This is a genomic window from Brevundimonas sp., assembly GCF_052436175.1.
Taxonomy (GTDB): Bacteria; Pseudomonadota; Alphaproteobacteria; order Caulobacterales; family Caulobacteraceae; genus Brevundimonas.
On record NZ_JBQVNM010000006.1, the window covers coordinates 23,848 to 38,373 of the forward strand.

Sequence of the window (14,526 nt, forward strand, 5' to 3'; positions counted from 1 at the left end):
GTCAGTCTATGGCCCGGCATTCGGTCGGGGGACGGTCGGCCACGCTCCAGGTGGCCAGCACCCCCTTGCCGCGCAACTCATAGCCGCTGGCCCGGTACCAGATGCCGTCCGCGGCCCGCTCCTGATAGAGGTCGATCGCCAGGCCGTTGGAATTGCGCGCCGTGGCCATCTGGCGCGGATTGTCGAAGTCGACGGTCAGGCCCTCGCCGTTCTGGCACAGATAGACGGTGCGGATGACGCGATTCAGGGCGCGGTCCTGAAGCTCGGCCCCGGTTCGCCGCTTCGCCGTCTGGGCCTCGATGGCGCGCTGCTTGACCGATTCGCCGTCGGTGGGCGCTTTTGACGGCTGCGGCCCGCAGGCGGAGAGGACGACGCCGCCAAACAGGACGAGGACAGCGGTCGGACGAAGTCGGGACAAGGGCGGGCCTTTCGCATCAAGCGGAGCCGTTCCGCTCTCCTGCGCATAACGCCGGGCCGTCAGCCCTGTTCCGTGGCGTCCCCGGTCGTGGCCTTGCCGCCACGCCGCGCACGAAAGAAGCCGCGCAGCAGGTCGCCCGCCTCAGCGGCCAGAACGCCTCCGGTCGTGGCCGGCCGCCAGTGCAGGGTCGGCTGGTCGAACAGTCTGGGGCCATGGAGGACGGCCCCGCCCTTGGGGTCGTCGGCGCCCCAGACGACGCGTCCGATGCGGGCGTGGCTGATGGCCCCGGCGCACATGGCGCAGGGCTCCAGCGTCACATAGAGGGTCAGGTCAGTCAGGCGGTAGTTGCCGCGCGCCAGAGCCGCCGCGCGCAGGGCCGCGATCTCGGCATGGGCGGTCGGATCATGGGTCGCCACGGGGCGGTTGAAGCCCCCTGCGATCACCTCGCCGGTCGTTTCATCGACGACGAGCGCCCCCACGGGCACCTCGCCTTCGTTCGCCGCCGCTTGCGCCAAGGCCAATGCCATGCGCATGAACCGCTCATCATGGTCCGCCATACAGACGACAACGACAAGAAGCCCCGCCCGCGTCAAGACGCCGGCGCCCGTAAACCCATGGATCGCGGTCCCCGGCCCGAGGGAGGCATCAGCGGCAAGCGCTACTCGGCCGACCGTCCGGGCGACGGCGACAAGCCGAAGTTCGCCGGGAAGCCGGGTGGAAAACCCGGTGGCAAGTCGGGCGGGAAGTTCGACAAGACACCCGCCGAACCCAAGCGGACCGAGCGAATCGCCAAGGCCATGGCGCGCGCAGGCATCGCCTCGCGTCGCGAGGTCGAGCGCCTGATCGGTCTGGGCAAGGTGGCGGTCAACGGCCGCATCCTGGATACGCCCGCCACTCTGGTGACGCGCGACGACAAGATCACCGTAGACGGCAAGCCGATCGCGGCGGCCCAGGCCACGCGCGTCTGGCGCTACAACAAGCCGGTCGGCCTGTTGACGTCGCACAACGACCCCGGCGGGCGACCGACCGTGTTCGACAACCTGCCCAACGGTCTGCCGCGCGTGATCTCGGTTGGACGACTGGACATCAACACCGAGGGCCTGCTGCTGCTCACCAACGACGGCGAACTGAGCCGGGCGCTGGAACTGCCGGACACGGCCCTGGTGCGCCAGTACCGCGCGCGGGCGCGGGGTCGGATCACCCAGGAACGGCTGGACGTGCTGAAGGACGGCTGCGTCGTCGACGGCGTCCGCTATGGGCCCGTCGAAGCGACCATCGAAAAGGCCAAGGAGGCAGGCGACCAGAGCTCGGCCAACCTCTGGCTGACGGTGCGGATTTCCGAAGGCAAGAACCGCGAGGTCCGCAAGGTGCTGGAATCGGTCGGTCTGACCGTCAACCGGCTGATCCGCCTGGCCTATGGACCGTTCCAGCTGGGCGAACTGCCGCTGGGCGCGGTCGAGGAGGTCGGGCCGCGCGTGATCCGCGAGCTGCTGGGCGAGCATATCCGGCCGGAGAACCTGCCCGAAGGCAATACGGTCCAGACCCCGGCGCCGACGCCCGGTCGGCGCAACGGCCCGCCGATCGTCAAGGGCAAGTCCGGCTCGGCCCTGTCGGATCCGTCGCGCAAGCCCAGCCGGGTGCGTGCGGCTGACGCCGCCGCCGAGGCCGGGACCGCCCGCGCCGCCAATCCGCCGAAGAAGGCGGCGGGCTGGGCCAAGGCCAAGCCGAGGTTCGAACATCCCAAGCGTGACTTCAAACCCCGGGCCCGGCCGGAAGGTTCCGCGCCGGAGCGCGAGGGGGAAGAGCGTCCGCGCCGTCCCTTCAAGTCGCGCGAGGACAAGGTCATCGGGCCCAAGTCCCCGACCTGGGCGCGCGACGGCGAACGCCAGGGCGGGGGTGGGCGGTCGTCCGGGCCGCGCTCTGGTCCGGGTGGCGGCGGCGCGCGATCCGGCCCGGCGCGGTCGGGACCTCCTCGCTCCGGGCCCGCTCGGTCGGGGCCGCCGCGTTCAGGCCCCAAGGGACCGCCCCGAGGCGATCGCTGATCTGAGCCTCAAGCCGTTTCAAGGGCCGGCCGGCGGCGGGCGATCACCTCGACGGCGACGACCATCACCACGGCGATGACCAGTTCCGGTATCAGGTAGATGGCAGGGATGTTCTGACCGACGGCCGCCGCCTCTGACATGGGCTCGGCCAGGAGCGCGATCAGCAGATTGTTGGCCCAGTGGGCGCCAATGGCGAACTCGATCCCTCCCAGCCTGAGCGCGGCCCAGGTCCAGACCATGCCCGAAACGGCCCGCGCCACGAAGGCGGCGGGATCGGGGTCCAGGTGGATCAGGGAAAACAGGACGCCGTTGATCAGCACGATCAGCCAGACGCGGCGCGTCAGTCCGCCCAGAACGCGCAGCAGCACGCCCCGGAACACGACCTCCTCGGCCGCAGCCGCGATCAGAATCATCACCGCCGCCACCCCGGCGTAGATCAGTCGGCTGTCCAGCAGATAGGCGGGGTTGAGCACCGGAGCCGGCTCGATCTTTCCCTCGATGAGCCATCCGACGGGCCACAGCGCCAGACTGCTCACGGCCATGATGACGAAGCCGCCGCCCAGCAGGTTCCAGGACGGCTTTCGGGCGGGCCACTGGAACACCTCGAACGAGCGGCGGTGGAAGAGGGCGGCGGCCGTCAGGATCGCGAGGGCCATGGCGCCCAGGACGGTGGCCAACAGGACCAGGAAGGCGCTCTCCTGATAGAGGCGGCGCGGTCCTTCGGGAATGGCGTCGGTGAGCAGGGTCGGCGAGATGAGTTCCGGCAGGGCGGTCGTCAGCGCTCCGGTCAGCAATCCAAGCCCGGCGCTGACGGCGACGATCAAGGCCGCGGACAGGGCGACAATTCCGATCAGTCGCAGCCAGGGCCGGTCCACCGGCTGGAAGGTCAGGAAGGGGCTGTGACGCGCGGCCTCGACGGCGAAGAGCAGGCTGCGGCGAACGGGCGACTCGGGCGGGGAATCCATCTCTGACCGTTGCAACGCCAGGGCGTTCCGGTCCAGAGCATCCGGCATGAGAATCGTCGCCGGACATCTGCGGGGCCGCGCCATCGTCGCCCCGGAAGGGCAGGGCACGCGCCCGACCTCGGACCGCGCGCGGCAGGCCCTGTTCAATGTGATGGAGCATGCGGCCTGGGCCGAGCCGTTGAACGGCATGCGGGTCATCGACCTGTTCGCCGGGTCGGGCGCGCTCGGGTTCGAGGCCATGAGCCGGGGGGCGGCCTTCTGTCTGTTCGTGGAGACCGACGACGGCGCGCGCGGCGCGATCCGCGAGAACGCCGACGCCTACGGCCTGATGGGGGCGACGCGGGTGCATCGGCGCAGCGCCACCGACCTCGGCGTGCGGCCCGGCCCCATCGCCGAGGCGTTCGACATGGCCTTCCTCGATCCGCCCTATGCAAAAGGGTTGGGCGAGCAGGCGCTGCAACGGCTGATCGAGGGGGACTGGCTGAAACCCGGCGCCCTGGTGGTGTTCGAGCGCGGGTCGGACGAGCCGGAGATCGAGACCCCCGGTTACGAGCGGCTGGACGCGCGCGACTATGGCGCTGCCCGGGTGTTGTTCCTGAAGAGGTCCTGATGCAGCCTCGGGTCATGTTTGATCTGACCCGCCGATCCATGCTCGCCACCGCCGCTGTCGCGCCGTTCGCCGCCAGCGGCGCGTTGGGCGCCACGCGGGCTCAAGCTGAGGTTGCTGGCCGCTGGACCTCGGCGGCGCCCCTGCCGTCTGTCACTCAGGAAATCTACGCCGCACGGCAGGGAGACCGGATCGTGACGGCCGGCGGTCTGGTCGGCAGGCCGGGCGGGCTGTTCATCAATGACGACTCCCACATTTATGATCCGGCTCTGGATCGCTGGAGCCCCGGTCCGCGCCTGCCGGAGCCGCGCCACCATCTGATGCTGGTGGACGGGCCGTTGGATCGGGTCTGGGGCTTCGGCGGCTATGACCGTCGCGACGGCGGCGACTGGACGGCCATGACCAATGTTTGGGTCATTGATCAGGGCCGCTGGCACGAGGTCGGGCGCATGCCGCAGCGGCTGTGCGAGACGGTCGGCCTGCACCATGACGGCCGCATTCACCTGATCACCGGCCGCTCACCCAAGGGCGAGGCCAACGGCCAGTGGAACGATCAGGGTGATGTCGATACGCACCTGATCTTCGATCCCGCGACGCTGAAGTGGAGCGAGGGCCGGCCCTGTCCGATGGCGCGCAACAGCGCGGCCGGGGCGGTGCTGGACGGCGCACTGTGGATCGCGGGCGGCCGGACGGTGTCGGGCGGCGGCACTGGACAACTCGACCGCTACGACCCCGCGACCGACCGCTGGGAGACGCGCGCGCCCATACCGCCGTCGCCGACCACAGGCCGGCAGGTCGGCGGAGGGCTGGCCATGGCGGCGCTGGACGGGCGGCTGGTCGCCTTCGGCGGCGAATGGTTCGCCCCTCGCGATCAGGGCGGCGGCGGTGTCTTCACCGAGACCTGGCTCTACGATCCCGCGCAGGATGTCTGGTCGCCCGGCGCGCCCATGCGGACGCCCCGGCACGGGCTGGCGGCCGTCGCCGTGGGCGACGCCGTCTATGCGATCGCGGGCGGCGAGGTCGTGTCGGGCGGCGGGGCCAGCGCGGTGCTGGAAGCCTTCCGGCTCTAGCCCGACGCGCGCAGCGTCTGGATCAGGCCCCGGGCGCCGGCCACCGCGTCCGCCCACGTGACGTCGAAGCCGTCGTCGTCGCCGAAATAGGGATCAACCACGGACTGGCCTTCGCGCCTCGGGACGTGGTCGAGCAGCAGGCTGAGTTCGGCCGTGGCGTTCGTCGGGGCGAGGCGGCGCAGATTGGCCAGGTTGTCCGCATCCATGGCCACGATGTGTGTGAAGCGGGTGAAGTCGCCCCGCGTCACCTGACGGGCGCGCAGGGCCGAAGCGTCTACGCCGTTCTTCTGCGCCACCGCTTGCGCGCGAGGGTCGGGCGGTTCGCCCGCATGCCAATTCCCGGTCCCGGCGGAATCGATGACGACCTCCAGCCCGACGCGACGGGCCTCCTCCCGCATCGCGACCTCGGCGAGGGGTGAGCGACAGATGTTGCCGAGACAGACAAAGAGGACCGAAGGAGTCATCGCCCCCCGCTTCTCATTCCATAACAATGTGCGACGGGATCGGCGGCAAATCGGTGAGCGCGCGGGCAAACTCGCTCTCGCCCGAGAAGCCGTTGCGTGCCCAGATGTCGCGCGACAGGAGGTTAGCCGGGGTCTCGACTATCGAGGCGCGGGCCTCCGTCAGGCCTGACGCCTTCATGTCCGCCAGGACATGGGCCACTGCCGCCAATTCCACCTCCAGGCCGATCACGCGGCAGCTCATCACGAACTGCACAACCTGATCGTCCTTGACGCAGAGGACGCCGACCAGGCCATAGGGCGTGAAATCGTCCACCACCGTCATGGCGTAGAAGACGCCGCCACCGCCGAGGAAGGCTTCCGCCTCGGTCTGGGTCCAGCGATGACCGGTCGTGTTGAACTGATTGGTCTTGTTGATCAGTTCCAGAGCCCGAGGGAAGCTCGGGTCGTTGGTGTTCCGGATCACCTTCATGCCGACACGGATGTTCAATGAGGCCAGGAACTCGCCGCGCGACTGCGTCTTGCGCCGGCTCTCCCGCTTGGACTGAGCCTGGATCATCTGTGAGCGGTTGGCCGATTCCGCTGTAATGGTCGCCGTCTGGGTTTCGGCCGACCACAGCAGGATGCGGCGCCACAGATAGGGGTTGGAGCCGAAGACGCGCATCTCGGGGAAAGCTCGCTTGACCCCCTCGCGCTCGACGGGGTTGTCGTCGATGAAGACAACGCTCTTGGGCAGCAGGTTCACCTCCGCCAGTATCTCCGCGATGTTGTCCGCCTTGGGCGTCCAGTTGATCCGGCGGATCGCGAAGTCATCGAGCGTGAGGAGGTCACGATAGGGCCAAAGCTCCTTGATACGGTCCTCGGTGTTCTTGGACACGATGCCCAGAATGACGCCGCGCTGTTTCAGGAACAGCAGGGCTTCAGCAAAGGCGAGCGGCCAACCCTCAAGGTCAGTGCTGCCGTTATCCGCGAGAACGCCCCGCCAGAGCGTGTCGTCCAGATCGACCAGCACCATCTTGACCATATCGACCTGATGGATCGACCGATACATGGCTTCGATCTCGCGCCAGATCATCTGGACGAAGCGGTAGGGCTGGGTCGGGTAGTGGACCGAGGCCGGATGGACTATTTCGAGCCTTTGTTGATCCTGCTCCAGATCGTTGTCGCCAAGGGTGGCGGCGTGGTTGACGGTCCACAGCACGTCATCCTGTACATTGCGTCGTCCGATGTTGGCGGCGATCTGGTCGATGTCGAGCAGGTGGGCGTTGGAGTATTTCGCGATCTCCCCGGAGAGGAAGACGTTCAGGCGCTCGACGAAGTGGACGAGGTTGCGCAGATCGTAGCGCGGGATCAGGCGCCCCAAAGGGTTCTGCTGTGGCGGCAGGAAGTTCGACACGAAGGTCAGAAGGCCGGCCTCGACATTCCAGGTCATCACGTCCGCCAGCTGATCGGCCAGGTTCTGGCAGGTGTCGTCGAACAACGCCTGATAGGCGTCGGGCTGGTCATAGCGCAGGTGGAAATAGGCGGCTTCAGGAAGCACCGATCGCAGGGGAAGTTGGATGTACTGGAAGTCGTAATCGGACAGGGGGCGGGGCGGCTTGGATGGCAGGCCCATGCCGTTGTTGGTGATCACATAGTCGGCTTCGCAGAAGGGGTCGTTGGCGACAAAGACATCCGGCATGCCGCTGGCCAAGCATGACCCAATCACCAGTCCGCGTCGCATCCGCGTCGGGGTGACCCGCAGGTCCGTCGGCGTCAGATAGTCCAGGTCGCGGACCGCCGGATGGCCGAACTCGACATCCTCTCCATCCAGGTGACGGAGGAGGAGCTCAGTCTTTCCTGCGGCGGCGAGTGCGCGCGCCATCGCCGTGCGGACAAAAGGCGTGTCTGGCTGAAGCGACAACGACTTGCGTCGTGAGGTGAAGGCCTTGGCCAGATCGCCGGACTTTTCAGCCTGGTCGGCCGAGTGGTTGAGTATCCATACGTCATCCGGGAACAGGGGCTCAGCGATCGCCAAGGCTGAACGAGCCTCAGGCAGTCGGTCGGCGTCTATCAGCCGACTGATATAGGTCGCGTATGCGGCAGCAATGTCGGGGTATTCGCGAACCAGACGCGCCAGACCCTCGATCGCACCGTCGCGATCGCCGGTCTCGTAGGCGATTTCGTAGCGCTCACGCTGCATCCAGAAGCCGTCATTCTTCTTGAGCCAGGTCTCGACGACTTTTGAAGCCGCCTCAAACTGGCGGGTATGAAAATAATGGCGAGCGATCTCACCCGCCTCGGCCTCCGACATCTTGACGATGGCAGTTTTGGCTGGGAGGGGGGGGGCTGGCGCCAGTTTGGCCGCAGATTTGGCGCGCGACAACGTCTTGGATAGAGCCTTGATCGACATGCCGCCCAGATAGGGCTGAATCCTTCAAAACAACAGACGCCTGGAGGCGCGAAAGGGCGATTTCACCGCCGCCCGAACAGTTTTTCGAGGTCGTGCAGCTTCAGTTCCACATAGGTCGGGCGGCCGTGGTTGCATTGGCCGGAGTGGGGGGTGGCCTCCATCTGGCGCAGGAGGGCGTTCATTTCGGGGGCGGAGAGGACGCGGCCGGCGCGGACGGAGCCGTGGCAGGCCATGGTGCCGCAGACCTCGGCCATGCGTTCCTTCAGGCTGAGGGCCGCGCCGTGTTCGGCCAGGTCGTCGGCGATGTCGCGGATCAGGCCCTGAACGTCGGTGTCGCCGAGCAGGGCGGGGGTTTCGCGCACCAGCACCGCCCCGCCGCCGAAGGGTTCGACGATCAGGCCCAGCTCGGCCAGTTCGTCGATGCGGGCGACGACGCGGTCGGCCTCGGCGGGGTCCAGTTCGACGACCTCGGGCGTGAGCAGGGCCTGACGGGTGACGGCGCCTCCGGCCATCTGGGCCTTCATGCGCTCATAGACCAGGCGTTCGTGGGCGGCGTGCTGGTCCACCACCACCAGACCGTCGCGGGTCTGGGCGACGATATAGGTGCCGTGAAGCTGGGCGCGGGCGGCGCCGAGGGGATAGTCGACCAGATCGAGCGGCTGGGACGTGTCAGTGGCGAGTGGCGAGTGGAGCGTGGCGAGTGTGTTGGGTTCGAAGCTCTCCACCCTGACGGAACGTTCGTTCAGGCCCGGAAGGACGCCGGTGCCGGTCGCGGGGGCGGGGCTTGAGGTCCATCCGGTCCAGCCGCTGAAGCCGGAGGCCGAGGGCGACGAAGGGCTGTAGGCGGCCGGCCCGGCGTGGGCGGTGAAACCCTCCAGCACGTTCGCCGCGACGGTGGTCGAGGCGCGGTGTCCGGCGGCGGCCAGGGCGTGCCTCAGGGCGCCGACGATCAGGCCGCGCACCATGGCCGGATCGCGGAACCGGACCTCGGCCTTGGCCGGGTGGACGTTCACGTCGACGAACAGCGGGTCGATGTCGATGAACAGGGCCGCCGCCGGATGCCGGTCGCGGGCGAGGAAGTCGGCATAGGCGCCGCGCAGGGCCCCCTGCAGCAGCCGATCGCGCACCGGACGGCCGTTGACGAACAGATACTGGTGCTGGGCGTTGCCGCGCGAATAGGTCGGCAGGCCCGCATAGCCCGACAGGCGGATGCCGTCGCGCGACTGGTCGATCAACAGGGCGTTGGCCTCGAAGTCGCGACCCAGCAGGGCGGCCAGCCGCTTGAGCCGGCCTTCGTCGCCCGGATGTTCGGCGGGCAGGCGCAGGGTGGTCCGGCCGTCGAGGTCGAGGGTGAAGGCGACGCCTTCATGGGCCATGGCCTGACGCTTGATCTCCTCCGAGATGGCCATGGCCTCGGACCGCTCGGACTTCATGAACTTGAGCCGGGCCGGGGTGGCGTAGAAGAGGTCGCGGACCTCGACCCGGGCGCCGTGCGGGCCGGGGAAGGCGGCGGGAGCGGTGGGGTGCTGGTCGCCGCCCTCGACGGTGATGGACCAGGCGTCGGACGCGTCCCGCGCCCGGCTGGTGATGGTCAGGCGCGCCACCGAGCCGATGGAGGGCAAGGCCTCGCCCCGGAAGCCGAGGGTGTTGATCCGCAGCAGGTCGACGTCGCCCGCATCGTCGGGCTCCAGCTTGGAGGTGGCGTGGCGTTCGATGGCCAGGGGCAGTTCCTCGACCGGCATCCCCTTGCCGTCGTCGGCGATCAGAATGCGCGACAGGCCGCCGCCGTCGGCCTGGATCTCGATCCGCCGCGCCCCGGCGTCCAGGGCGTTCTCGACCAGTTCCTTAATGGCGCTGGACGGCCGCTCGACCACCTCGCCGGCGGCGATGCGGTTGACGGTCTCGGGGGGGAGGCGGCGGATGGGCATGTGAGTCGGAAAGATAGGGCGAACGACCGGGGCGCGCCACGACCGAACAGGATCAGCCGCCGACCAGCGCCGCCCGTTCCCCGGGCGTCAACATCCGCCAATGACCCTCGGGCAGGTTGTCCAGCTTCAGCGGGCCGATGCGGACGCGGATCAGGTCGACGACCTCCAGATCGACCATCTCGCACATGCGCCGGATCTGTCGGTTGCGGCCTTCGCGCAGGATGAATTTCAGACGGAAGGATTCCATCCGGCTGACATAGGCGGGACGGAGCTGGCGGCCGTCCAGCATCAGGCCGTGACGCAGGATCTTCAGCTTCTTCTCGGTGATGTCGCCGCTAACGCGGACCAGATATTCCTTGTCGAGGTCGCTATCGGGGCCGATCACCGCCTTGGCCACCACCCCGTCGGACGACAGCAGCAGCAGGCCCCGCGAATCCTCGTCCAGCCGACCTATGGGGGGCAATGAGGCGTCGCGAGCGGGCGGCTCGCCAGGTCCGACCAGGCGGTCAGCGGTCAGAAGGCGGACGGCGGGGATCTTGTCCGGCTCGGGCTGGCCGGAGACATAGCCCATGGGCTTGTGCATCACGATGGTCACGCCCTCGGCCAGAGCCGCCTGGGCCTGGTCGTTCAGGACGACGGTCTGGCCGGCCTCGACCTTGCGGCCTGCATCGGTCACCACGGCGCCGTCGACGGCGACCAGGCCGGAGGCGATCAAGGCGTCCGCCTCGCGTCGCGAACAGACGCCGGACTGGCCGAGCCATTTGTTCAGACGGATCGGCTCGGAGCCGTCATAGGTGCGCGACCAGGCCATGGCCGTCCCTGACAGGCGGCGGCACGTCTCGTCAATGGATGACCGCCTTGATGCGGGCTCAGTCGAGGCAGGTGGCCCGGACGAGGCGTTGCCAGGACCCATTCTGCCGCATCTCGATCGGCACGCCGCGGGCGAAGCCGCCGTCGGTGCACAACCGGGTGGCGATGGCCGAGCAACTGTCGAAGATGCAGTCCTGCTCGACCGTCATGTCGACGGACCGGCCGCGACGACCGCCGCCCCGGTCTCCGGCGCGATCCAGCTGTTCCTCGAGTTCGGCCACGCGCCGTTCGAGCCGGTCCAGCCGGCATGACCAGTCCTCGCGTCCGCATCGGCCGGACTGCGGCGGGGCATAGGCCGGCGGGGCGACGAACACGGGAAGGGACGGGACGGGAGGCAGTCGCGGCGCGGGGGGCGGGGGCACCCCCTGGGCCTGGGTCGCGCCGCCCGAGGCCGCGAGGATGACGGACAGGAGCGCCGCACGGACGACGTCGCGAACTGATGAATCTGGCCGCTGTCCGGACATGGCGTGCTCCCCCGTGCGGGACACAGTGGAGCCGGGGGAGAACCGACGCGACTGACGAAGCCTGACGTTGGCGTCACGCCGGCGGCGTCAGGGTCGGACGAGCGCGGCCTGGGCGATCTCGTCATCTTCGGCAGCCGCAGCGCCGGAGACGCCGATGGCGCCGATAATCTTGCCGCCGACCACGATCGGCACCCCGCCGGCGATGGGCAGACTGTCCTCATTGGCCAGGCTGACGGTGCGGCCGGCAAGGACGCGCGCCTCCATGGCCGCCGTGGTTCCGCGATAGCGGGCGGCGCTCCAGGCCTTCTTCTGGGCGACATGGATCGAGCCGTACTGGGTGTCGTCCATGCGGGCGAAGGCGACCAGTTCGCCGGACGGTTCGACCACGGCCACGGCCATGCGGAAGCCTCGGGCCCTGGAGGCGGCCACGGCGCGGTCGATTAGCGCCTCGGCCTCGGCCAGCGAGATCGGGGCGCCATAGGCAGGCGGCGCGGCGGCGGCGGCGGGCGCGGGGGTCTTGGCGACCGACTGGGCCGTGGCGGCGCCGCCGGCGAGGGCGAGCGTCAGGGTCAGGGCGATGGCTTTGGCGGCGGTCTTCATGGATAGGTCTCCCTTTGATTGTTCTTGTCAGGCGCGGCGGAACAGAAGCATCAGATTGTTGGCGGGCATCTCCACCCTTCGGGTCAGGGTCAGGCCGTGGCGACGGGCCTCGGCGACCACGGCGTCGCGGTCGCGCAGGCCCCAGTCCGGGTTTCGGCGCTTGAGATCGGCGTCGAAAGCGGCGTTGGACGGGGCGAGCGGCGTGTCCGCCTCCAGATAGGGGCCGTAAAGCGCCAGCAGGCCGCCGGGCGTGACGAGGACTGAGGCGGCGCCGGCCATGAGTCCCTCGGTCGCAGCCCAAGGGCTGATGTGGACCATGTTGATGCAAACGACGGCGTCGAATGGTCCTGCGGGCCAGGTGGTCGCGTCGCAGGCGTCGAGCCGGAGGGGCGCGGCGAGGTTGGACAGGCCCGCGTCCTCACGCCAGGCGGCGATACTGGCGCGCGCGGTCTCGTCAGGATCGGTCGGGGTCCAGATGACCTCGGGCAAGGCGCGGGCGAAGGCGGCCGCGTGCTGGCCCGTGCCGGCGGCGATCTCCAGCACCCGGGCGCGCGGTCCGAGATGGGCGCGAAGCACGGCCAGGATCGGCTCGGCGTTGCGCGCGGCGGCGGGCGATTCAAGCGCATCGGTCGGCAGGGGCATCTGAACTCGAGGATGTGATGGCACGGAGATACCGGTGACATCGGTGTCATGCGACCGGAAAAGTCGGTGTAACCGTTTCAGTACATGGGACGCCGGGTGATTTCGTGCGTCATTTGACCCGGGGTCAAGCGGCGTGGCTTTGTAACTGAAACATCACGTCATGTTTCTTGCCGGTCGAGGCGACGCAGATCGCCCGATCCCGATTCCAGGAGCCCCCCAGTGTCCGCAGTTGAAATCGAGGCAGGGCTCGCCGTGCCCGGCCTGTTTCCCGCACCCACGCGTCATGCCCGGTTGATCGACTGGGTCGAGCAGATCGCAGCCCTGACACGTCCGGATCGCGTCCACTGGTGCGACGGCTCCGAGGCCGAAAAGGCCGCCATCATCGCCGACCTGATCGACAAGGGCACGCTGAAGGCGCTGGACCCGGTCAAGCGCCCCGGCAGTTACTACGCCGCCTCCGACCCGCGCGACGTGGCCCGCGTCGAGAGCCGGACCTTCATCTGTTCGGATGATGAGGCCGACGCCGGGCCGACCAACAATTGGGCCGATCCGATCGAGATGCGCGACCGGCTGGAGGGCCTGTTCGACGGCTGCATGGTCGGGCGGACCATGTATGTCGTGCCCTTCTGCATGGGGCCGCTGGGTTCGAAGATCAGCGCCTTGGGCGTCGAGATCACCGACAGCGGCTATGTCGCCGTGTCGATGGGCGTCATGACCCGGATGGGCCGGGCGGCGCTGGAGCAGCTGGGCGATCACGGCGCCTTCGTGCCCGCCGTCCATACCCTCGGCGCGCCCCTGCATCCCGGCCAGTCGGACGTGGCCTGGCCCTGTAACGACGACAAGTGGATCGTGCACTTCCCCGAGACGCGTGAAATCTGGTCCTATGGCTCGGGCTATGGCGGCAACGCCCTGCTGGGCAAGAAATGCTACGCCCTGCGCATCGCCTCGGTGATGGCCCGCGACGAGGGCTGGCTGGCCGAGCATATGCTGATCCTCAAGCTGACCAGCCCCGAAGGCGTGGTGAAGTACGTGGCCGCCGCCTTCCCCTCGGCCTGCGGCAAGACCAATCTCGCCATGCTTCAGCCGACGCTGGAGGGCTGGAAGGCCGAGACGGTGGGCGACGACATCGCCTGGATGCGGTTCGGCGACGACGGCCGCCTGTATGCCGTGAATCCCGAGGCGGGTTTCTTCGGCGTGGCGCCCGGCACCAGCCGCAACACCAACAGGAACGCGCTGGAGACCCTGGCGACGAATACGGTCTTCACCAATGTCGCCCTGACCGAGGACGGCGACGTCTGGTGGGAGGGTCTCACGAAGGAGGCGCCCGCCGGCCTGACCAACTGGAAGGGCCAGCCGCATGATCCGGCGTCGGGCGAGCCCGCCGCCCATCCGAACGCCCGTTTCGCCTCGCCCGCCTCCCAGTGCCCGACCATCGCCGGTGAATGGGAAGACCCGAGGGGCGTGCCGATCGACGCCATCCTGTTTGGCGGCCGTCGCGCCTCGGCCGTGCCCCTGGCGACCGAGGCCTTCGACTGGGAGCACGGGGTCTTCATGGGCTCGACCGTGGCGTCTGAAGGGACGGCGGCGGCCGAGAACCGGGTCGGCGAGCTGCGCCGCGATCCCTTCGCCATGCTGCCCTTCTGCGGCTACAACATGGGCGACTATTTCGCCCACTGGCTGGCCCTGGGTGAAAAGGCGGACGCGGCGAAGCTGCCGCGCATCTTCTTCGTCAACTGGTTCCGCAAGAACGAGGACGGCAGGTTCGTCTGGCCAGGGTTCGGGGACAACGCCCGGGTTCTGAAGTGGATTGCAGAACGCCTGGACGGAACCGCCGAGGCCGTGGACACCCCGGTCGGTCGCGTCCCGACGCGTCAGGCGCTGGATCTGGACGGGCTGGACCTGTCGGAGGCCGACCCGTCGATCCTGCTCGACGTGGACCCGGCGGTCTGGACCGAGGAGGCGGCCCTGATCCCGGAGTTCTATGCGACCTTCGGCGAGCGGCTGCCGCCGGCCCTGTGGCGCCAGCATGCGGCCCTCATTGAGCGGCTGGAGGCGGCCTCGGCCTGA

14 protein-coding genes are annotated in these 14,526 nt (G+C 68.7%); 4 read left to right on the forward strand and 10 right to left on the reverse strand.

Features of this window, described 5'->3' with window-relative positions; translation table 11 throughout:
• Position 1: 1 nt before the first annotated feature.
• Together ACT6QK_RS02695 and tadA are read right to left on the reverse strand one after the other, a co-directional pair.
• On the reverse strand, positions 2 to 418 hold the full coding sequence (locus tag ACT6QK_RS02695) for an MliC family protein (RefSeq protein ID WP_444596271.1): 417 nt from the start codon (positions 416 to 418) through the stop codon (positions 2 to 4).
• Between the two features lie 59 nt (positions 419 to 477).
• Positions 478 to 951: a tRNA adenosine(34) deaminase TadA gene (gene tadA / locus ACT6QK_RS02700; protein WP_444596272.1), complete on the reverse strand. Its 474-nt coding sequence runs from the start codon at positions 949 to 951 to the stop codon at positions 478 to 480.
• Positions 952 to 963: 12 nt separating this feature from the next.
• Between tadA and ACT6QK_RS02705 the strand changes: the two genes are divergently transcribed.
• Positions 964 to 2,460, forward strand: coding sequence for a pseudouridine synthase (locus tag ACT6QK_RS02705; RefSeq protein ID WP_444596273.1), 1,497 nt, complete (start codon positions 964 to 966; stop codon positions 2,458 to 2,460).
• Between the two features lie 8 nt (positions 2,461 to 2,468).
• On the opposite strand, the gene ACT6QK_RS02710 is transcribed toward ACT6QK_RS02705, so the two are convergent.
• Positions 2,469 to 3,473, reverse strand: a complete 1,005-nt coding sequence (locus ACT6QK_RS02710) for a lysostaphin resistance A-like protein (protein WP_444596274.1) — start codon at positions 3,471 to 3,473, stop codon at positions 2,469 to 2,471.
• Between ACT6QK_RS02710 and rsmD the strand changes: the two genes are divergently transcribed.
• Together rsmD and ACT6QK_RS02720 are read left to right on the forward strand one after the other, a co-directional pair.
• Positions 3,472 to 4,035, forward strand: a complete 564-nt coding sequence (gene rsmD, locus ACT6QK_RS02715) for a 16S rRNA (guanine(966)-N(2))-methyltransferase RsmD (RefSeq protein ID WP_444596275.1) — start codon at positions 3,472 to 3,474, stop codon at positions 4,033 to 4,035. The genes ACT6QK_RS02710 and rsmD overlap by 2 nt on opposite strands.
• Entirely contained in the window at positions 4,035 to 5,102 is a 1,068-nt protein-coding gene (locus ACT6QK_RS02720; protein WP_444596276.1) for a Kelch repeat-containing protein, read from the forward strand. Before rsmD ends, ACT6QK_RS02720 begins: the two co-directional genes overlap by 1 nt.
• Here ACT6QK_RS02720 and ACT6QK_RS02725 read toward each other — a convergent pair.
• The 7 genes from ACT6QK_RS02725 to ACT6QK_RS02755 all read right to left on the reverse strand — a co-directional run bounded on the left by ACT6QK_RS02725 (position 5,099) and on the right by ACT6QK_RS02755 (position 12,459).
• On the reverse strand, positions 5,099 to 5,566 hold the full coding sequence (locus tag ACT6QK_RS02725) for a low molecular weight protein-tyrosine-phosphatase (protein WP_444596277.1): 468 nt from the start codon (positions 5,564 to 5,566) through the stop codon (positions 5,099 to 5,101). The two genes, ACT6QK_RS02720 and ACT6QK_RS02725, sit on opposite strands and share 4 nt — an antisense overlap.
• A 13-nt stretch (positions 5,567 to 5,579) precedes the next feature.
• Positions 5,580 to 7,856 carry an HAD-IIIC family phosphatase gene (locus ACT6QK_RS02730; protein WP_444596278.1) on the reverse strand — a complete coding sequence of 759 codons (2,277 nt, stop codon included), beginning with the start codon at positions 7,854 to 7,856 and terminating at the stop codon, positions 5,580 to 5,582.
• Positions 7,857 to 8,017: 161 nt separating this feature from the next.
• Positions 8,018 to 9,883 (reverse strand): DNA mismatch repair endonuclease MutL, encoded by a 1,866-nt coding sequence (gene mutL / locus ACT6QK_RS02735; RefSeq protein WP_444596279.1) that lies wholly within the window; start codon positions 9,881 to 9,883, stop codon positions 8,018 to 8,020.
• A gap of 52 nt (positions 9,884 to 9,935) precedes the next feature.
• A complete protein-coding gene (locus ACT6QK_RS02740; protein WP_444596280.1) occupies positions 9,936 to 10,694 on the reverse strand; it encodes a pseudouridine synthase in 759 nt (252 codons plus the stop codon).
• A 58-nt stretch (positions 10,695 to 10,752) separates the two neighbouring features.
• Positions 10,753 to 11,217 (reverse strand): hypothetical protein, encoded by a 465-nt coding sequence (locus tag ACT6QK_RS02745; protein ID WP_444596281.1) that lies wholly within the window; start codon positions 11,215 to 11,217, stop codon positions 10,753 to 10,755.
• Between the two features lie 87 nt (positions 11,218 to 11,304).
• Positions 11,305 to 11,817 carry a GlcG/HbpS family heme-binding protein gene (locus tag ACT6QK_RS02750; RefSeq protein WP_444596282.1) on the reverse strand — a complete coding sequence of 171 codons (513 nt, stop codon included), beginning with the start codon at positions 11,815 to 11,817 and terminating at the stop codon, positions 11,305 to 11,307.
• A 27-nt stretch (positions 11,818 to 11,844) separates the two neighbouring features.
• Positions 11,845 to 12,459, reverse strand: a complete 615-nt coding sequence (locus tag ACT6QK_RS02755; RefSeq protein WP_444596283.1) for a DUF938 domain-containing protein — start codon at positions 12,457 to 12,459, stop codon at positions 11,845 to 11,847.
• A gap of 219 nt (positions 12,460 to 12,678) precedes the next feature.
• Between ACT6QK_RS02755 and ACT6QK_RS02760 the strand changes: the two genes are divergently transcribed.
• A complete protein-coding gene (locus tag ACT6QK_RS02760; protein ID WP_444596284.1) occupies positions 12,679 to 14,526 on the forward strand; it encodes a phosphoenolpyruvate carboxykinase (GTP) in 1,848 nt (615 codons plus the stop codon).